The organism is Microcoleus sp. MON2_D5 (genome assembly GCF_036701905.1).
In the GTDB taxonomy this organism is placed as follows: domain Bacteria; phylum Cyanobacteriota; class Cyanobacteriia; order Cyanobacteriales; family Microcoleaceae; genus Microcoleus.
This window is the reverse complement of sequence record NZ_JAUBRM010000011.1, coordinates 75278-93255: the sequence shown is the minus strand read 5'-3', so window position 1 is coordinate 93255 and position 17978 is coordinate 75278. Positions and strand designations below refer to the sequence as shown.

Annotated in this window: 20 protein-coding genes; 9 read left to right on the top strand and 11 right to left on the bottom strand. The window is 45.5% G+C overall.

Translation table 11 applies throughout. The features are described 5' to 3' along the window. Positions 1-4 precede the first annotated feature (4 nt). The 4 genes from QUA47_RS06390 to QUA47_RS06375 all read right to left on the bottom strand — a co-directional run bounded on the left by QUA47_RS06390 (position 5) and on the right by QUA47_RS06375 (position 2508). On the bottom strand, positions 5-532 hold the full coding sequence (locus QUA47_RS06390) for a type IV pilin-like G/H family protein (RefSeq protein WP_333430115.1): 528 nt from the start codon (positions 530-532) through the stop codon (positions 5-7). Positions 533-638: 106 nt separating this feature from the next. Next, on the bottom strand, positions 639-1157 hold the full coding sequence (locus QUA47_RS06385; RefSeq protein ID WP_333402123.1) for a type IV pilin-like G/H family protein: 519 nt from the start codon (positions 1155-1157) through the stop codon (positions 639-641). A 120-nt stretch (positions 1158-1277) separates the two neighbouring features. Next, complete coding sequence (locus QUA47_RS06380; protein WP_006633489.1) at positions 1278-1838, bottom strand: paraslipin; 561 nt, start codon at positions 1836-1838, stop codon at positions 1278-1280. Positions 1839-1962: 124 nt separating this feature from the next. Then, complete coding sequence (locus QUA47_RS06375; protein ID WP_333430114.1) at positions 1963-2508, bottom strand: NfeD family protein; 546 nt, start codon at positions 2506-2508, stop codon at positions 1963-1965. Between the two features lie 175 nt (positions 2509-2683). On the opposite strand from QUA47_RS06375, the gene QUA47_RS06370 reads away from it, so the two are divergent. The 5 genes from QUA47_RS06370 to QUA47_RS06350 all read left to right on the top strand — a co-directional run bounded on the left by QUA47_RS06370 (position 2684) and on the right by QUA47_RS06350 (position 8391). Then, positions 2684-4507, top strand: a complete 1824-nt coding sequence (locus QUA47_RS06370) for an AAA-like domain-containing protein (protein ID WP_333430113.1) — start codon at positions 2684-2686, stop codon at positions 4505-4507. A gap of 571 nt (positions 4508-5078) precedes the next feature. Continuing rightward, positions 5079-5720 carry a type IV pilin-like G/H family protein gene (locus QUA47_RS06365; protein WP_333430112.1) on the top strand — a complete coding sequence of 214 codons (642 nt, stop codon included), beginning with the start codon at positions 5079-5081 and terminating at the stop codon, positions 5718-5720. Between the two features lie 23 nt (positions 5721-5743). After that, positions 5744-6514, top strand: a complete 771-nt coding sequence (locus QUA47_RS06360) for a sterol desaturase family protein (protein ID WP_333430111.1) — start codon at positions 5744-5746, stop codon at positions 6512-6514. Beyond that, on the top strand, positions 6504-7118 hold the full coding sequence (locus tag QUA47_RS06355) for a rhodanese-like domain-containing protein (protein WP_333430110.1): 615 nt from the start codon (positions 6504-6506) through the stop codon (positions 7116-7118). Before QUA47_RS06360 ends, QUA47_RS06355 begins: the two co-directional genes overlap by 11 nt. A 172-nt stretch (positions 7119-7290) precedes the next feature. Then, positions 7291-8391, top strand: a complete 1101-nt coding sequence (locus QUA47_RS06350) for an iron-containing redox enzyme family protein (protein WP_333430109.1) — start codon at positions 7291-7293, stop codon at positions 8389-8391. Positions 8392-8573: 182 nt separating this feature from the next. Here QUA47_RS06350 and QUA47_RS06345 read toward each other — a convergent pair whose 3' ends face one another. After that, positions 8574-9293 carry an SAM-dependent methyltransferase gene (locus QUA47_RS06345; RefSeq protein WP_333430108.1) on the bottom strand — a complete coding sequence of 240 codons (720 nt, stop codon included), beginning with the start codon at positions 9291-9293 and terminating at the stop codon, positions 8574-8576. 250 nt (positions 9294-9543) lie between these two features. On the opposite strand from QUA47_RS06345, the gene QUA47_RS06340 reads away from it, so the two are divergent. Next, complete coding sequence (locus QUA47_RS06340) at positions 9544-10176, top strand: hypothetical protein (protein ID WP_333284037.1); 633 nt, start codon at positions 9544-9546, stop codon at positions 10174-10176. A 223-nt stretch (positions 10177-10399) separates the two neighbouring features. Here the strand turns inward: QUA47_RS06340 and QUA47_RS06335 are convergent, their stop codons facing one another. From QUA47_RS06335 to QUA47_RS06325, 3 genes are all read right to left on the bottom strand, one after another. Beyond that, positions 10400-10642: a ChaB family protein gene (locus tag QUA47_RS06335; RefSeq protein WP_190662935.1), complete on the bottom strand. Its 243-nt coding sequence runs from the start codon at positions 10640-10642 to the stop codon at positions 10400-10402. Between the two features lie 64 nt (positions 10643-10706). After that, positions 10707-10844, bottom strand: a complete 138-nt coding sequence (locus QUA47_RS06330) for a hypothetical protein (RefSeq protein WP_333284039.1) — start codon at positions 10842-10844, stop codon at positions 10707-10709. A gap of 176 nt (positions 10845-11020) precedes the next feature. Next, the gene (locus QUA47_RS06325) at positions 11021-11185 is read right to left on the bottom strand and encodes a hypothetical protein (protein ID WP_333430107.1); all 165 of its coding nucleotides are present in this window, start codon (positions 11183-11185) and stop codon (positions 11021-11023) included. Between the two features lie 610 nt (positions 11186-11795). On the opposite strand from QUA47_RS06325, the gene QUA47_RS06320 reads away from it, so the two are divergent. Together QUA47_RS06320 and QUA47_RS06315 are read left to right on the top strand one after the other, a co-directional pair. Beyond that, positions 11796-12593 carry a hypothetical protein gene (locus QUA47_RS06320; RefSeq protein ID WP_333430106.1) on the top strand — a complete coding sequence of 266 codons (798 nt, stop codon included), beginning with the start codon at positions 11796-11798 and terminating at the stop codon, positions 12591-12593. Positions 12594-12664: 71 nt separating this feature from the next. After that, entirely contained in the window at positions 12665-13501 is an 837-nt protein-coding gene (locus QUA47_RS06315; RefSeq protein WP_333402135.1) for a DUF4142 domain-containing protein, read from the top strand. Positions 13502-13979: 478 nt separating this feature from the next. On the opposite strand, the gene QUA47_RS06310 is transcribed toward QUA47_RS06315, so the two are convergent. Next, a complete protein-coding gene (locus tag QUA47_RS06310) occupies positions 13980-14348 on the bottom strand; it encodes a Lin0512 family protein (protein ID WP_333430105.1) in 369 nt (122 codons plus the stop codon). 291 nt (positions 14349-14639) lie between these two features. Here QUA47_RS06310 and QUA47_RS06305 point away from each other — a divergent pair, with 291 nt between their 5' ends. Next, positions 14640-15554: a branched-chain amino acid transaminase gene (locus tag QUA47_RS06305; protein WP_333430104.1), complete on the top strand. Its 915-nt coding sequence runs from the start codon at positions 14640-14642 to the stop codon at positions 15552-15554. A gap of 190 nt (positions 15555-15744) precedes the next feature. On the opposite strand, the gene fghA is transcribed toward QUA47_RS06305, so the two are convergent. Continuing rightward, on the bottom strand, positions 15745-16599 hold the full coding sequence (gene fghA, locus QUA47_RS06300) for an S-formylglutathione hydrolase (protein ID WP_333430103.1): 855 nt from the start codon (positions 16597-16599) through the stop codon (positions 15745-15747). 195 nt (positions 16600-16794) lie between these two features. Continuing rightward, positions 16795-17904 (bottom strand): S-(hydroxymethyl)glutathione dehydrogenase/class III alcohol dehydrogenase, encoded by a 1110-nt coding sequence (locus tag QUA47_RS06295; protein ID WP_190662928.1) that lies wholly within the window; start codon positions 17902-17904, stop codon positions 16795-16797. Positions 17905-17978 lie beyond the last annotated feature (74 nt).

Below are 17978 nucleotides of genomic sequence, written 5' to 3'. Positions count from 1 at the left end.
GCCTCTAGTCATAAGTTTGTCTCAGTTCTATGGTGCCTGTAGCACAAGCAATCTTACCATTTTGATTGGTGGGTTCTGGTGGTTTAATTGTACCAGGAGAATCAGATCGGCACAATATAGATGTGGTCGTTATTTTATTTTTAGAAGGATTTAACTCAACTTTTGTAGCAGTAATTACAAAAACTCCACCGACAAAGCTTTTAAGATCTTTATGCTTTGAGACTCCATAATTAAATGTTGCTTTTTTTGTTGTATGGTGGGAATATTTGTAATTTTCTGTCTCGGTTTTAATAATGCGAATTCTTAAAGCCTTAACAGAAGTGCTAAAAACACTTTTTTCGGCAAAATAGGCCTGCTGACGTTTGTTGATTAAGCTAATATACATTCTGGGTTCCCATTGCTTGTTGTTCCTAAGCTTAACCTGAAAGGATGGCACAACTAGCGAAGCCAATACTCCAATCACCATTAAACTCGCTAAGCATCCACCAACATTCGATGCAAGGCTAGCTGATTTATAATTTTGTTGACTCATGGTATTGTATCCTCTCTGTTTGTAGTAAAGACTTTAGTCCGGTAAATCTCAATTGAAGGCCGATTTTATCTTGTAATCGACTGTCATTATATTGCGTATAGTTAGATTATTTTGGCACTTGTGTTGTGCCTTTCCCACAAGCAATTTTACCATTTTCATAGGTGGGTTCCGCTGGTTTAATTGTACCGGGAGAATCAGCTTGGCAGAATATGGATATTGTTGTTATTCCATCTTTAGCAGCATTTGGCTCAACTTCTTTAACAGGAACTAGAAAGACACCGCCGACATAACTCTTAAGTTGTGGTTGCTTGGAGACTCCATAATTAAAAGCAGTTTGCTTTGTGGCGCGAACTGAATACTTGTAATTTGTTGTCTCCGTTTTTATCCCAAGTTCCAAAGCATTAACAGAACTGGAAAAAACACTTTTTTCGGCAAAATCTTCTTGCTGAGCTTTGTTCATTGATCTAACATACTGTTGTTCTTCCGACTGCTTGCTGCTATTGGTATTATTTAGATAAAATGGCAGAGCTATCCCATTAATTACTCCAATACCGGTTATAAGTAATAAGCATCCGCAACCGCGAGAAGCTGCATTGCGAACTATTGATTCTTGATTTTTAGTCATGGTTTTGTCTCCTTAAATGGTATATACAAGGCGAATTAAATTCGGCGAGGCAGAGCCTCTGGATCTGCGTTACCAGGAAGATCCTTCCTGGTAACGAGTAAAAGGAGGGAATACTAATCTCTAAGCTCGCAGCTTTTGTACTTCTTTCCGGTCAATGGATGTTGGCTGAACCACTTTACTGCCGATCGCAAAATCGCGCAATTCCACTCTTGTAAACTTCACACCCCAAGGATCGGTCGCTGTATCCAATTCCTCTACTAAAGCATTATTGATTTCATGGCGAGCCGTGTAAAGTTCCTCCATAGATAATGTCGCAATGTGAGTCCGAATTGAAAGAATCAGCATATTTAACATCGCTTCCTTGAGATTCTGCACTTTGTAGGAAGCTTTTTCTAAGTCAATTATTCGCCAGTAAACAATAAACTCAACGGTGATGGCAAGGCGATCGCGCGTCATGCATGGTTGCGGTGGCAAGTTTAAAATTTGCTCGCGCAGAGTTTGTTTATAGGCGACTGTTTCGACAAAGGGAATCAGAAATGTCAAACCAGGTTCGAGTTTCTTGCGATCGTACTTTCCGAAAATTTCAACTAAAGCCTCATCTCCTTGACGGACAATTTTTACGCTGCTGGCTAAGGATACTCCGGTGATTGCAAACAACACCATCAAAAAATACTGATACATAATGAATCTCCTGGTAAATAGTTGACAGTTGACAGTTGATAGTGATTTCTGAGTCTCTTAGAGAGGGACTTTGTTTGACAAGAAGCGATTTGAATCGCCGAGTCATAAAAGAGCCAACTCAGATTTAGCCGCTGATGTGAATTAATCTGTGAGGTATAACAATCAGCGTGTTTCCTTCGCGGCGCAAAACGTAAACTTTTTGTCTGGGTGCGATCGCCCCTTGGGAATCGTCATTGCGAGCTTTCCACGAAGCCCCTTCATAAATCACCATTCCGGTTTCTCCGGGGAAAATTTCGGAGATTGTTGTCGCTTCGGTTGCTTCGGGAATGACAAACTTTTTGCGAACAATGAAAATCGGTCGAATCCAGATGCTCAGCGCCAGGGCTATCCCCATCCAGTAGAAAATCTGCCAGTCAAAATCTTCATACATGATGTTCGCCCAACTAAACTGAAATGCTACCGATCCTCTCCACAGAATAAAGGATTCAATTAAAGCCGAAGCTCCCATCATTAGCAGGTAAAATCTGTATTTTTGGGGCTGAGTTTTGATGATTAATAGCTCCATCGCACTAAGCACAACTCCGAGCAGCAGCCAGAATAGGGGCGGGGTGAAGGCGAAAGCTGGTTGATTAGTTGCTGAGGCAAGCGACCAAATTAGGATAGAATACACAATGCTTTTACCTCGTTTTGATGGGATTCAACCTTGTTATTTCTAATCTAATCAGGCAGCTATTTGAGTTGGCGACTGAGTTATTTGAAAATTCATCGACTTTTCATCGACTTTTCATCGACTTTAGGGGCGGTTGGCATTTATGATGGTTTCAGTGTCTCGATTGTGATAAGCAATGCCACGATCGCTAAGGGTGCGCGAAGAGTGCATTCGCGCAGTTAAATCCTGTCTCCTGAGAAATGGCTTCCCCAGTCAGAAAATCCTGGCTGAGGATTTAGGGATGGCCCAATCTACTGTCAGCCATTTTCTGAATGGCAAACCTGTGGATTATGCAAATTTCATCGAAATTTGTCGCGGGTTGGGCCAGGAATGGCGCGATATAGCCGATTTTGACGCGAATTCAGAGCCAGAGGAGGTAGTGCTGGTGAGGGCAAAAGTGGCGATCGTCTTCGAGGGCTTTCCTTCGGATCGCTTCGCTAACGCCAACGCCCGTTGGCGAAGCCCTCGAAGAGGATCGACCTCAAACACCACCCTTTCTCAGCAGTTACACCAAGCTTTGAGTGCGGGAGGGCACGAAGTCTTTTTTATTAACAACAGCAGCGACTCAGCCTCATATTTAAAGCGTTGCGATTATTTGCTGTTGCTGATTTCCCAAGAATCTGCCGCTAGCGAAATGATATTGGAACAAGTGCAGCTAGCCAAAGAATTGCACAATTTAACTGCTCATAAACCAGCAATTTTACCGATTTTACTTGAATTAAATACACCGCTTTCTTTTGATTTACTGAGCTATTTAGCAGGAATTCAGCCCTGGCTGTGGCGCGGTGTTGGCGACTCATTTAAGTTATTATCACAAATTTTAACCATTATCAAAGAAGGTCGCACATCGTTAACGGCCGACCATGAATTGGCTGTAGAATGGAAAGTAATTACTAGCACCAAACAGTCAATAATTCAACCCCTGCCAGCAGCGCCGCCAGAATTGCCGGGAGGACAAGTTGAAATAGCTTCTCGTTTTTATATCGATCGCCCTCCGATAGAATCCCGCTGTTACGAGACGATCGCCCAACCGGGAGCGCTGATCCGCATAAAAGCACCCAGACAAATGGGCAAAACTTCCTTGATGGCGAGGATTTTGCATCATGCAGAACAGCAAGGTTCTCGCACAGTAGCGCTGAGTTTTCAGCTAGCCAATAGGAAAATATTCGCTAATTCAGATACATTTTTGCAGTGGTTTTGTGCGAGCATCGGTCAAGAGTTAGGAATGCTGGAGCAGTTGCCCAAGTGTTGGGAATTGGCAGATTTGATTGGCAGCAATCAGTGCTGCAAGGCTTATTTTGAACAGTATTTGCTTTCAGAATCCTCAAAACCCCTGACGTTAGGCTTGGATGAGAGCGATCGCCTGTTTGAATCGCCGGAAATTGCCGACGACTTTTTTGGGTTATTGCGAGCTTTACACGAAGAAGCAAAACGGCGAGATATTTGGAAAAAATTGCGTTTAATTGTGGTGCATTCGACAGAAGTTTACATCCCGCTGGATGTGAATAAATCGCCGTTTAATGTGGGGTTGCCCATTGATTTGCCTGAGTTTAATTCGCAGCAAGTGCAAGACTTAGCAGCGCGACACGGAATCAATTGGAGTGCTACAGAAGTGGCAGAAATGATGGCGCTAGTGGGAGGACATCCCTACTTGGTACGGCTGGCTATGTATCGCATTGCCCGTCAAGATGTGACTTTAAATCAATTGCTGAAATCGGCGGCAACCGAGGCAGGAATTTACAGCGACCATTTGCGCCGACATTTGTGGAATTTAGAAAAATATCCAGAATTAATCGAGGCGATGAGAGAGGTTTCGAGTGTGTCAAAGCCAGTCCGATTAAGGCTAGAAGTGGCGTTTAAATTAAACAGTATGGGGTTGGTGAAACAGGAGGGCAATTATTGCAGTGCGAGATGCAATTTGTATGAGGAGTATTTTCGCGATCGGCTAAATGGCAAATAATATCGAATTATTGAACCGCGAAGATGCTAAGGACACGAAGGAAGAACCCCCCCACCCCCAGGGCAGTTTCATTATCAGAAAAACCAGGATTTTGTAGGGGTAGTGCCAAGAGTGCCTACCCCTCCCCAGCGACGCGATCCATTGGCATTGCAGGGATAGGGCACGGACACGGAGGCACCGCCCTACGAAAAATGAAACCGCCCTGCCCCCTTGGGGGGAATGGGGGAGAGAAGAAGTAGATCGTTTTCTGCCGGGAAGGGAGTAATGAAAAGTCGATGAGAAGTCGATTAAAACTCACTCAAGTTCTCAAATAGCCACGTGATTTAATAAAAATAGAGTAGAAGCAAGGCGCAGTAGGCGAGGTTTGCAAGCCCCACCGCACTCAATGGACTGGATGAAAACGACGCTAACAATAACTTGCTTGTTTTTCTTGGCATCGACTGTTCGATTAGGCGATATTAGACAAGGTACGCCTGCACTCGCTGTTTGACTCTAGAATCCCCCTGTGTTTACGCTGGGGAGTATGTCAATCACTTGAAAACTACTCTGCTAACACATTTGGACAACCACCATGCAGCTTAAAAAAAATCCTCAACTCGATGCACTCAACAAACAAGCAGTATCGAGAACAACCATGCAGCTTAAGACAAACCCTCAACTCGATGCACTTAACAAACAAGCGGCATCTTCAGAAAAAAACCTTCCCCCTGACAAAAAAAGTAAATCTTGGGTAGGAATCTTACTGAGGATCACTTTTATTTACTTTCCTCTGGGCAGCATAATAGTTGGTGGGCTCGCCCTCCCTTCTGTTGTCGGTTGTGGTGGCGCGAAGAAAGCGAAGCAATCAGAAGGTAAACAATATGTTAGCGCAATGAACAAAGGTCAACAAGCAATATACGCCGAGGATGGCGCATTTTCCAATTCCGTTAATGCCCTAGGTCTCGGCATTAAAACTCAGACAACCAACTATAACTATTCAACCATATCTACCAAAAATTCTGCGTTTAGTTATGCTGTAGCCCGCAGCAATAATCTTACTAGCTATGTCGGGGCTGTATTTTTAGTACCTGTTTCCCAAGCAGCTAACAAAGAGCTGACTACTGTATCCATTCTGTGTGCAGCAAATTCTCCTGGAAATACCCAACCGTCTGCTCCTATCCTTCAGAATGGTAATCCTGTCTGCGCTGCTGGTAGTAGCGACGTATTTAAGTAAATATCGACATTAATCAGAATCTCATGTTACCTGAAATTGTCAAAGGCTTCATCGTCTTAGCTTGCATCTTCATTCCCCTCGAAAGAATCTTATCCTTGCACAAGCAAAAGATATTCCGTCTCGGATGGGCAACCGATGCCACTTATTTTTTTACAGGTCACTTTATTGGCAGATCCGGGGCTATTGTTGTGACTGTAATTTTGTCGCTGATAACTAATTTACTCAACCCGGAATTGCAAAGCAAAGTAGCCTCTCAACCTGTCTGGTTGCAGTTGGCAGAAGCAGTTATCGTTTCCGATATGGCATATTATTTCGCTCACAGACTATTGCATGAAGTACCCTGGCTTTGGCAATTTCATGCAGTCCATCACAGCATTGAACACATGGACTGGTTAGCCGCAGTGCGGGTGCATCCCTGCGAGCAACTCTTTACTCAGATTTGCAAAATTATGCCTCTTTACTGGTTGGGATTTACCAAGGAGAGTTTGGTGGTTTATGCTCTTTATTCGGCAGCGATCGCTTTCTTAATTCATTCTAATATTAAATTAAAATTTGGCATTCTCAAATGGTTTGTAGCAACCCCACAATTTCATCACTGGCATCACAGTAAAATTCCCGGAATCAACACCAAAAACTTTGCTGTTCAGTTGCCACTGTTAGATTTGCTATTTGGCACTATGTATATGCCAGCGAAAAAAATGCCTCATAAATATGGAATCTCTGATTCTATACCTGCTGGATATGTCGGACAAATATTATTTCCATTTTTAAGGATGATGAAAAATGCTAGATGAAAATGCAAAACCAGGTATTAATCGCTATTCTCGCCTTTTGCAAGTAATTATAGGTTTTGGCTTGACGAGTGTTGCTTCTGTGGGTGCAGTTGCCCTATTTCATCACATGGATATTCTAACTTTTATCGCCAGTTTAAATACGAAACAAGTAACTGTTGCCCAATTGCAGCAGGGTAAGTTGAAACCAGTGATTTTGATAGATGTGCGATCGCCAGAAGAATACGCGGAAGATCGCATCGGTGAAAGTCCCCTTGTTCCCATAATTGATATTGAGATGGGGTTCGGTGTCAAGCAGATTCAATCCATTGTAAAAGCTAGGGTTAAATCCGAGCGAACTCAGCCCGTAATTGTACTTTATTGTGCCAGAGGAGGGCGATCGGTTAAAGCATACAAACAGTTGGAAAAAGTCGCTCGGTATTCCCAAGAATCTGGAGGAAATGAGACTAATAAGATTAAGGATATTAGCCTGAATGTTGTTGTCCTTTCAGGCGGTATCAAAGCGTGGCGGCAAGCAGTGCCGGCTGCAAAAGATGCCCAGATATTAGCCCCAATTACTTTGCACACCTTCATAAAGTCTCCCTCAGTCACCCTGCTTTCGGAATGAATCGGGGCAGTTGTGACAAAATTGATTTCTGTCAAATCTCTATCAATAGAAAGGTGTATCGTGCTGACAGATTAGCTATCTTCAAGAAAAGTAGCCATTATCCTCAGCAATCTGCAACGGTTGGCTGTTTGGGCAGGCAGCACAATAATTAGAGTTAGCATAACTTTATTCCATGCAAAACACCCTAGAGATACTTCCTTCTTCCGACTCGCCGAGTCTTCCCAAAAAGCAACCCCCACCCCCAAATTACGAAGCAGCCGATCGGCAATTTGTCAATTTGCTAGAAGTCGAGGATTTAGACAAGACGGTGGCGGCAAAACCGTTACTTGTCAGCGATTTTGAAAGCGCGATCGCAGTGGCTGTTCGATCGGCTTATGAGGAACCGAAAGGCGATGAGGCCGCTCACCGCTTCTTGCAGCGCGTGCTTTACCGTATCAACCGCCTCAACTTGTTTTGGTACGACGATTTGCGCCGCTACAACAACGAACGCTCGCACTATTTGCGTTCCGTGCGCGATCGCATTGAGGAACCTTGGCAGCAGTGGGAACTGGCGCAAATCGACGTTGCAGCGCTGCAAAAATTGGCGGATGTCAAGCAAGCCCTGCGCGATCGCGCGGCCGCCGATGTCGATCCTCCGCTAACTGAGCTCGATCGCTACCAGCGGGAACAGATGACTGAAGAGGGATACAAACACCTGCTGGCGATCGCCTCTTTCGACGGTTTAGTGGAAGCCAGCCGCCTTTCTCGCATCCTCGGCGGCGCCGGCAACGAAATTCAGTGTACCCTTACCCGAGTGCTGATGGAAGAATACGGCGGCGGTCGCCTCCCGCGCAAGCACTCGACCTTTTTTGCTCAAATGCTGGCTGAATTCGATATGAGTACAGAACCAGAAGCGTACTTCGATTTAGTGCCTTGGCAAGTGCTCGCAAGCATTAATCACAACTTTCTGCTGACCGAACGCAAGCGCCATTTTCTGCGCTACAACGGCGGACTCACTTATTTTGAGGTGGCGGGGCCCGTCGCTTACCGCAATTATCTAGCCGCCGCCCAGCGTTTGGGCCTCTCGCAGGCTGCGATGGGTTATTGGGAACTGCACATCAAAGAAGACGAGCGTCACGGCCGCTGGATGTTGGATGAAGTGGCGATCCCGCTGGTTGATAGATACCCGCAGGAGGCTTGGGAGCTGGTGTTGGGGTACGATCAGGAGAAGTCGATCGGCGATCGGGCTGCGGCTGCTGTAGTGCGATCGATCCAAGCCACAGAGCACAATTAACAGCTATATCGTAGGGTGGGTCAGAGACGGATGCACCCTACGATATAGCACCGTTCTCAATAAGCCTTTGAGAAACAGGCAAGATGCCTGTTCCACAAAGAGTGTATTTCTTGTGGAACAGGCATCTTGCCTGTTGCTGACAATGTTGCAACATCTCAGATGCACCCTACCAGGCCTGTATTTTAAAATGCTGTCATTAACTGAATTAGCTCGATCGACAAATCTCTTTGCGACTTTTCTTGCTTCTTAAACAAAACTCCCGCCAGCAGATAGATATTTTCCGAATAAAAAGCCATTCCCTGTTCACGCAGAGTGGCGATCGCGCTTTTCACCTTTGGTTCCGAGCTATAATAGCCAAAATTTAAAGGTGCAATCTCAAAATTCGCAACCGAGTAGCCTCGATCCAAGGCATAATCGATCAAACCCACAGGATTAGAATAGCTAGAAACCATCAGCAAAACTTCATCACTGCCCAGAGATAAAAGTTTTTTAGCAATTGTACAACCATCACTCCCGCCGTGCAACAGTGGCTGGTAAATCTGATCATCCACCGCAGGCAAGTAAGGGGGATTTGAGATGACACAATCCGCCGACTCGTATAAAGGCGAATCAAAAAAAGAGCAATTGTTGACGGTGTATTTTTCGCTCAGTTGATATTCCTTAATTTGAGACTGAGCAATTTTCCAAGCTACATTATTTAGCTCAAATCCCTGTATTGTCCCATCAAAATCACTTCTCAGCAAAGACTTAATAACTGGACTTCCCTCTCCTGAACCAAACTCTACGATAAGTCGAGAATTGTCACTAGCATTTAACACTAAACTTTCCAAGCAGTGCGCGTAAAAATCAGATTCTTCCGGGCAGTGGAATACCTGTTTCAGAGGATGGGATGAAGTGAGCATAAATTCTGTAACAAAGTTGACTATTTTAAAAGTATCGAATAACTAATATCCCAGCCATCTGTCGCAAGAGCTATTTTATCAAATTCTGCAATCTCTGTCTTCCTGTTTTCTCGGGTGCGATCGAATAACTATTACTGCCGACAGATTATCAAATTAACTAGATTAATCCGATTGACAGATTGCCATTATATAGCGATTGCTGGTGAGATAGTACCTAAGCAAATAATTGTAAATTTTAATAGTGTCAGATATGACCTTTTTTAATTATTCAGTTCCGCCTCTGCGCCGGAAACAGCTTAACATCGAGGTTCAAGATTTAGAAGGGCTTTGGCAGGTTCAGTTTCCCCTTGGCAAAGATCGATTTTATTCACAATTTTATACTTGTCTCGATCGAACTTGCTTGCTGTGGAGTTTGCTGTTAATACCTATCTTCGGCACACCACAATTTTTTTCTGTGAGTTGGATGCTGCAAGCAGGTTTGTGGTCAGCGCTCAGCCTCGTAGGTACAGCAGCAATGGTAAGCATGACATACTCTTGGGTCAAAATAGAACGCCTGGCTTGGGTGCTTTACGGTTGGGTAATACTAATGTTATTAGGATTGCTGCTGACCGATTTAGCAATTTTTCTGCGTTGGGGAAAAGTGTTGGCGAATCTCTGTCCCCTGTGGTTGGGAATGAGCGGAATAGGGTATTTGGGGACTGGATTTGCAGTGCGATCGCGCGCGCTTTTAGCAGCAAGTTTATTTCATCTCTTGGGGATTTTGATTTTGCCTTACACGGGCGGTTGGTCTTTCCTATTTACGGGAACCGTAATGGTATTTAGCTTGCTGGTTTTAGCCGAATTGCAATGGGATATGCACCAGCCGATTAACAAACTGCATTAACTTCTGTAGCACCGCGATTCCAACAGGTTTCAACGTAAAGCATTAACCACAAGTGATGAGTACAGTGCTAATGACTGATTAGCTCATGCCCGCTAGAATAACGTCGCTGCAATGGGTTGGTAGTGAGGATTCTTCGTTCTCATCAAAATTTGAGGAATGAAGCCCTCACTAAACAACGGATAGGGGTTATGTTAGCGGACACGATATTACTGATGGCTGATAACTAATTGCCACCAGACTGTACAGATTTGCGGGTTTGGTTAGTATCGTCGCCCTTGTGATGCCACGTGCCACCTTCGCCTTGAACGTATTCAGATTTTACGCTGTTCCAAGCAACGCTAGTAGCACCATCGGCGCTCATTCCATCTTCACTAGCGCTCTTAAAAGCCGCCTGAAAAATTTGTTTCGCCCCTTGGGGGAGTTCTTGTGCTTCCGAAGGTAAGGTGTCAAATTGTTGTTCTGGCATAATGACCTCTAATTATTAAACATAATTTTAATCTTATATACAAGAAGCAACTACTTTCCTCTCTCTAAAAGCAAGTCTTAAACCGCACTTTTCTCATTCCCAAGACAGATGTAATATTAGATTTCTTCTGAATGGCGAAGGGAATTGACTTGCCGTTGCTGGTTGCCCCGGATTTGGGTAATTTCTTTTCTGAAACAGTCATTAATCTGATTTCGGCTTTTTCACTTGCGAATTTAGAAAAAGCGATGAACATTAGATAGCCAATTCTGGCAATCATTCGATACAGCCTACTTGATGTCTGCTTGTGAAATGTGTTAGAGAATAAGCGCTATCTGGCATAGTTTTGGGTTTACTATATCAGAGTTTAGCCGATCGCACTCACAAGCAATTCTGACGACTGCGCCGCCGTTGGTTAATTTCATGTCGCGCGGGCACGACTCGGATAGCCCTCAGTTGGCCTTCGTGTTTGAGGCAACTCAAATCCCAGTCAAAAGCCTTGCTGTTGGGGGGGTGCAGGTGTTCTGGCGACTCAGAGCGAGCCATCGGGCGTTTTGAGATAATTTAGTTTCCTGAGAAAGTGTGAGCGGTATGCTACGAGGGGCAAAATTGCCAGCAGCAAGTTAAGGAAAAATAGCGCTCAATAAAATTTAAAACTAACTCCTCTGGCATAGGACTAACCCAAAATTGACGGTGATAAAATCAATAATTTCTGGCTCAAAGCACCTGCTGCCGGGGAAAATTTATAGGAAGAGCCACGCGCTTGTCTCAGAAACCCGGTTGATTCGTATATGTCTCGTTACTCAACCAAAATTTTTCATATCAGCCCGGTTTCTATCCCCCGTACACAAATTTTGATTGAGCTAGTCGGCCGCTCAATCAAATTTCATCCACCACCTGAAATAAAAAGCCATTTTGTCAAATATTCCTAAAGATGAATGGCGAACTTGAAGCATACGTAATAGCTTATAAACTGTTAACGCGACGGTGTAATTAATCAGGGAAAAATTATAGAGGGAACGGGACTAAATTTGCTCCCTTACCTTCATTATTCCGCAGCGAAGGTTAGAAAATTTACACGTTACGCTGTCAATTTGACCCTGCGGTTTTGGCATCACAAGCGATCGCAAGACTCTACGTAAAAGCAAGCATTACCATGAAATCTTCTAAATTGTTGAAAGCTGTTTTAGCAAGCGCTTGTACTTTAGGTTTAGCAACGGTTTCCTTCGCAGTGCCTGCTTCTGCCCAGTCGGGCGGTGCAGGTGGCGGTGCAGGCGGCGGTGCAGGCGGTAGCGTCGGCAGTGGCACAAGCGGTACGACTGGCACAAGCGGTACGACTGGCACGGGCGGTACGACTGGCACAAGCGGTACGACTGATACCACAGGCACCGGTACAAGCGGTACGACTGGTACCGGCACAAGCGGTACAAGCGGTACAAGCGGTACGACTGGCACTGGTACAAGCGGTACAAGCGGTACGACTGGCACTGGCACAAGCGGTACAAGCGGTACGAGTGACACTGGTACAAGCGGTACAAGCGGTACGACTGGCACTGGCACAAGCGGTACAAGCGGTACGACTGGCACAAGCGGTACAAGCGGTACAAGCGGTACGACTGGCACCGGTACAAGCGGTATCACAGGCACGGGTACAACGGGTACAACCGATACGACAGGCACGGGTACAACGGGTACAACCGGTACAACTGGTACGACAGGCAGCGGCACAACGGGTACAACCGGCACCGGCACAACGGGTACAACCGATACAACCGACACTGGCACAACCGGTACAACCGGTACAACCGGTACCACATCGACGCCGGCTGATACTAATTCTGGAGTTTTGAGTGCTCGGCGCGATAGCCCCAACAATTTGGGGTGGCTGGGTGCCTTGGGCGCGTTTGGTTTGATCAACTTGTTTCGGAAAAACAGTACACCCTCCCATCGGTAGTTTCGGGCGATTCCCTACGGGATAGCTTCGCTTGACGTACTTTTGAAAACAACTTAGAGGCTTAGAAATTCATGACTTCACTCAATCGCAAAAGTTTGTTCAAAAAATTGGTAACAGTTGCCGGAATTGCCGGCGTTAGTTCCTTGGTAGCTGTGCCGGGATTCGCAGAATTAAACCGCCACACTAACGGCTTCAACCAGTCGGGCGATCGGGTTCTCGAGCTTGCTGATAACCAAGCCGACGATGCTACTCTTCCTAAATCTCCAAATAGCCCCGCCAACAACACTCCCGGCCGTTCTCCCGACAGTCCAAATACCCCCACCAACAACACTCCCGGCCGTTCTCCCAACAGTCCAAATACCCCCACCAACAACACTCCCGGCCGTTCTCCAAATAGCCCCATCAACAACACTCCCAGCCGTTCTCCCAACACTCCAACAGGTGGCGAAACTTCGCCTAATTCTCTCAGCAGCCAAGACAGAAACTTTGTCATGCAAGCAGGTCAACTTGGTATGCTGGAAGTGGAACTCGGCAGATTGGCAGTGCAGCGCGGTGCTAGTGCTGGTGTGAAACAATACGGGCAAGAAATGGTTGAGGAACACACCCAGGCTAATCAAGAACTGATGCAGGTAGCAATGCAAAAAGGCGTAAAACTGCCAACCGAAATGAGCAGCCAGAACACAGCTTTGATGGAGCGACTTTCGGGACTCTCTGGTACAAGTTTTGATGCTGCTTACAAGCAGGCTATGATCGAGAGCCACAATCAAGCTATTGCTCTGTTTCAGGCTCAATCTCAACAGGGACAAGATCCCGACTTGAAGGCTTGGGCCACCCAGAAGTTGCCGAACCTTCAGGCGCACTTGCAAATGGTTAACCAAATGTTGGCAGATACCAGCCAGCCCAAATAGGAGGTAGAGGAAGTAGAGTACGATTGCCTAAAAGCCAATCGCACTCTACCTTTGCCGATCCGAGAGGGAACAGCAATAGATTCTTTTAAACCCTATAATTTTTGAGAACAATGGAATATTTTCTCCGCAGCTTGTTGGGCAGCAATATTACAGCGACGTGGCTGTTATTAATCGTAGGGTTTTGCTGGATTGCTTACATACCCGGCCGCCTGAGAAATTAAAAATTATCCATTAAAACTTCAAAATTAACTAGCTAGGCGCAAATAAACCTTACCGTTGAACAGACTCAGTTATAGCGTGCCTCAGAGGCTCAGATTTTCTACGATATTTCATGCCATATCTCTGAGGCACCCTACAAATTAGCCTAAATTAATCATTTTTTAACACACAGGCGTACGATCGCCCGATCGCCCAAACAAGCAAATGCGATCGGGCGATCGTATTTAACCGCAGATTTATTCAAACAACACAAAATTAATTAGTCGTCAGTTTCCACAAAAACACTCACAGCCGCCACAGCAATTAGCATTTCATCATTTTTATCATTCAGAGAGGCGATCGCCCTTCCTGCCACAATCATGCCTCCTTGCTCCACAATCAGAGTTTTGCTGCCAAAAGGCAGCACCGCCAACACCTCCTGTTCCCGCACTTGTTCCGGGTAAGGAACAGCCACCTTTACCTCAACAATCATCTGATTGGGGTCAGTCAAACCCGCCACTTCCCAGACGCCTAGGAGAGCATTATGGGCGATCGCATTCCGTACAGCCCTTGCACAGGCTACAGTCGGTTCCTGCCCGTGCTGGTCTACCCCCATCCCCATTTCGATGATGAAACATTTACGTGCCATAGTTGCCCCTTGGTTGATTTTTGTTTGTAGTCGTTAGCGAAGCCCTCGAAGAGGATCGCACTCTTTCCCCAAACAATTATCAACCTAATAGACGGCTTTTGATATTATTTTATCAATCGCTCTAACAACAAAAGAATAATACCAGTCTCAAAAAAATCCAACTGTAAGCAAGCTTCAAACCCTTATCAAATCAGCCATTCTCAATCTCAAATCTCAAATGGTATAACTTATGGTAATATAACCAAATTCAGCTTTCCTAGCGGACTGCCCAACTCATCGCCAGCTTGAATCATGGATAGTTTTCTACCAATTGCCTACTTTCAAAACCAATTTCTCCCCTTTACCGACGCCAAAATTTCCATAGCCACCCACGCACTGCACTACGGAACCGGAGTCTTAGGCGGGTTGCGGGGAATTCCCGACCCCCAAAATGCCGATCGAATATTGCTATTTAGATTAGACCGCCACTGTCAAAGATTAAGTCAAAGTGCCAGCTTCCTTCACTGCGATTTACCCGCCAGCAAAATCCAACAAATAATCATTGATTTTGTCCAGAAAAACCAACCAACAAAATCATTTTATATCCGCCCTTTTATCTACACATCAAGTTTAGGAATTGCCCCGCGACTGCACAACGTAGAAACAGACTTTTTTGTCTACGGATTAGAACTTTCAGACTATTTACCCAAAGAAGGAGTCAACTGTAGAATTAGCTCTTGGTACCGCCAAGAAGACCGCAGTTTGCCCTTAAGAGGTAAAATTAGCGGCGCTTACATCACCTCAGCTTTAGCTAAAACAGAAGCAGTACAATCCGGCTTCGACGAAGCTATTATGATGAATTCTCAGGGAAAAGTCAGCGAAGCTTCAGGGATGAACATATTTGTCGCCAGAAACGGTAAATTAGTTACTCCAGGTTTCGAGCAAGATATTCTCGAAGGAATTACCAGAGACAGCGTTATAACTATCGCTAGAGACTTAGGAATTGAAATCACAGAAAGACCAGTTGATAAATCAGAATTGTTGATTGCAGACGAGATTTTCCTGTGCGGAACCGCAGCCAAAATTACGCCAATTAACCGAGTAGAAAACTATCAATTGCCCCAAAATAGACCCATCACCGAAAAGATTTTGGACAAACTAACCGGGATTATCGAAAATCGCGACAGCAAGTACAAAGACTGGGTATTTCCGATTAATATTAATTAACCGAAAATACCTGCGATCGTAGAAGCAAGTTCACTCGTTACCAGGCTCTACCTGGTAACGCAGATCGGGAGGCTCTGCCTCCACATTTGATGGCAACCATGCGAGGCAGAGCCTCTGGATATCGGTTCCCAGGCAGAGCCTAAGAACCAGTTGTTGTGGAGCAGGCATCTTGCCTGCTTCCTGCTAGGAACTACCCGCACAAAACAGCCGCGTGATGGCGAATGTGCTCCTCCATAAAAGTAGCTATAAAATAATAGCTATGATCGTAACCTTCCTGCATCCTGAAAGTTAGTGGCTGTCCCGCTTTTGCACAAGCCTCGGCGAACACTTCCGGCAACAACTGCCCGTCAGCCAGATACGAATCAGCAGTGCCGCAGTCAATCAGAATCGGGCGGTTGTATTGCGCCTCAAGTACCAATTCGCTAGCATCCCAAGCCCTCCAAAGCTGTTGGTCGCTGCCGAGGTAGTTTGCAAAAGCTTTTTGCCCCCAATGGCAGCGCATTGGGGCGGAAATAGGCGCAAAAGCGGAAACTGAAAGATAGCGAGATCCATTTTTCAAAGCGCAAATTAAAGCCCCGTGTCCGCCCATCGAATGACCGAAAATTCCCTGTTTTTCGGGTATCGCTGGAAAATTTTCGGTGATTAAATTGGGCAATTCATCAACCACATAACTGTACATCCGATAGTGAGAATTCCAAGGTGCGGCTGTCGCATCAACATAAAAACCCGCACCACTTCCTAAATCCCAATCTTCATCTTCGCCAGGAATGCCAGTATTGCGCGGGCTAGTGTCGGGCGCAACCAGCATTAACCCGTATTTTGCCGCAAATTGTTGCGCCCCCGCTTTTGCCATAAAGTTTTCTTCCGTGGAGGTTAAACCTGAGAGAAAATACAAAACTGGTACGGGTTGAGATAAAGCTTGCGGGGGCTGGTAAACAGCGAATTTCATCTCGCTGTTGCAAGCAGAGGATTGATGGCTATAAAAGCCGAGTTTGCCACCGAAACTTTTCTGTTCTTTGTGCTGTTTTAGGGATTCTGATATCATATTAATTCTATTTCATTTGTGAAGGAATTTTTTTTATTAACCGCAGAGGGCGCAGAGGACGCAGAGGCAGAGAGAAAAGAGAAGTTATGTAGGGTGCAGCCGTGTACCTTACGGCTATAGATAGCGCGTAAAACCACTTTTTGTAAGTCCTGTCTTCCTTCTTCCGTCTTCTCTCTTCCTTCTTCGTTCAAAAACTCAAAATGTCAACACTGTGCGAATTACTTCGCCTTTGTGCATTAAATCAAAAGCTTCGTTAATTTGGTCGATGGGCATTACCCGAGATACCAAACTATCAATATCAATTTTACCGTCCATGTACCAATCAACAATCTTAGGAACATCAGTTCGGCCTTTTGCCCCCCCAAAAGCCGTGCCTTTCCAAACGCGGCCAGTTACTAGCTGAAACGGGCGGGTACTAATTTCTTGACCGGCTGCCGCTACCCCGACAATTACGCTCACGCCCCAACCTTTGTGGCAGCATTCTAAAGCTTGGCGCATCACATTAATGTTGCCGATACATTCAAAACTGTAATCAGCTCCACCTTTAGTTAAATCTACCAAATAAGGGACTAAATCGCCTTCCACTTCCCGGGGATTGACAAAGTGAGTCATGCCGAATTTTTCCGCCATCTCTCGCTTGTCGGGATTCAAGTCTACGCCGACAATCATGTTAGCTCCCACCAGGCGAGCCGCTTGAATTACATTCAAACCCACGCCGCCCAAACCGAAAACTACCACATTAGAACCAGGCTCTACTTTCGCAGTATTTATGACAGCGCCGATGCCAGTTGTTACGCCGCAGCCGATCAAACAAACTTTATCAAAAGGAGCATCTTCGCGAATTTTTGCTACTGCAATTTCCGGCAATACTGTATAATTAGCAAAGGTAGAAGTTCCCATGTAATGGTAAAGTTTCTGCCCATCTATAGAAAACCTACTCGTGCCGTCGGGCATCACTCCCTGGCCTTGAGTCACGCGAATTGCTTGACAGAGATTAGTTTTGCGACTCAAACAATATTCGCAGTTGCGGCATTCGGGAATGTAGAGAGGAATTACGCGATCGCCCACTTTGACACTCGTGACTCCCGCCCCAACTTCTGCGACAATCCCGGCTCCCTCGTGGCCTAAGATAGCAGGAAACAAGCCTTCAGGATCGGCACCGGAAAGAGTGTAAGCGTCAGTGTGACAAACACCCGTGGCTTTAATTTCCACCAACACCTCTCCAGCCCTGGGCCCATCTAGATCAACCGTTTCAATGCTCAAAGGTTTGCCGGCACTGCGAGCAACGGCTGCTTTAACTTTCATGCTTTTCCCCTGCGATCGATTTGTCAATTCACCAGTCAATATGTATTCTATTACTTAATGTCAAACTTGGAGCA

Bases quoted from the DNA above. Each gene is read 5' to 3' on its own strand.
- QUA47_RS06390 (WP_333430115.1), bottom strand. From the start codon at position 532: ATGAGTCAACAAAATTATAAATCAGCTAGCCTTGCATCGAATGTTGGT.
- QUA47_RS06385 (WP_333402123.1), bottom strand. From the start codon at position 1,157: ATGACTAAAAATCAAGAATCAATAGTTCGCAATGCAGCTTCTCGCGGT.
- QUA47_RS06380 (WP_006633489.1), bottom strand. From the start codon at position 1,838: ATGTATCAGTATTTTTTGATGGTGTTGTTTGCAATCACCGGAGTATCC.
- QUA47_RS06370 (WP_333430113.1), top strand. From the start codon at position 2,684: ATGCCACGATCGCTAAGGGTGCGCGAAGAGTGCATTCGCGCAGTTAAA.
- QUA47_RS06365 (WP_333430112.1), top strand. From the start codon at position 5,079: ATGCAGCTTAAAAAAAATCCTCAACTCGATGCACTCAACAAACAAGCA.
- QUA47_RS06360 (WP_333430111.1), top strand. From the start codon at position 5,744: ATGTTACCTGAAATTGTCAAAGGCTTCATCGTCTTAGCTTGCATCTTC.
- QUA47_RS06355 (WP_333430110.1), top strand. From the start codon at position 6,504: ATGCTAGATGAAAATGCAAAACCAGGTATTAATCGCTATTCTCGCCTT.
- QUA47_RS06350 (WP_333430109.1), top strand. From the start codon at position 7,291: ATGCAAAACACCCTAGAGATACTTCCTTCTTCCGACTCGCCGAGTCTT.
- QUA47_RS06345 (WP_333430108.1), bottom strand. From the start codon at position 9,293: ATGCTCACTTCATCCCATCCTCTGAAACAGGTATTCCACTGCCCGGAA.
- QUA47_RS06340 (WP_333284037.1), top strand. From the start codon at position 9,544: ATGACCTTTTTTAATTATTCAGTTCCGCCTCTGCGCCGGAAACAGCTT.
- QUA47_RS06335 (WP_190662935.1), bottom strand. From the start codon at position 10,642: ATGCCAGAACAACAATTTGACACCTTACCTTCGGAAGCACAAGAACTC.
- QUA47_RS06330 (WP_333284039.1), bottom strand. From the start codon at position 10,844: ATGACTGTTTCAGAAAAGAAATTACCCAAATCCGGGGCAACCAGCAAC.
- QUA47_RS06325 (WP_333430107.1), bottom strand. From the start codon at position 11,185: ATGGCTCGCTCTGAGTCGCCAGAACACCTGCACCCCCCCAACAGCAAG.
- QUA47_RS06320 (WP_333430106.1), top strand. From the start codon at position 11,796: ATGAAATCTTCTAAATTGTTGAAAGCTGTTTTAGCAAGCGCTTGTACT.
- QUA47_RS06315 (WP_333402135.1), top strand. From the start codon at position 12,665: ATGACTTCACTCAATCGCAAAAGTTTGTTCAAAAAATTGGTAACAGTT.
- QUA47_RS06310 (WP_333430105.1), bottom strand. From the start codon at position 14,348: ATGGCACGTAAATGTTTCATCATCGAAATGGGGATGGGGGTAGACCAG.
- QUA47_RS06305 (WP_333430104.1), top strand. From the start codon at position 14,640: ATGGATAGTTTTCTACCAATTGCCTACTTTCAAAACCAATTTCTCCCC.
- fghA (WP_333430103.1), bottom strand. From the start codon at position 16,599: ATGATATCAGAATCCCTAAAACAGCACAAAGAACAGAAAAGTTTCGGT.
- QUA47_RS06295 (WP_190662928.1), bottom strand. From the start codon at position 17,904: ATGAAAGTTAAAGCAGCCGTTGCTCGCAGTGCCGGCAAACCTTTGAGC.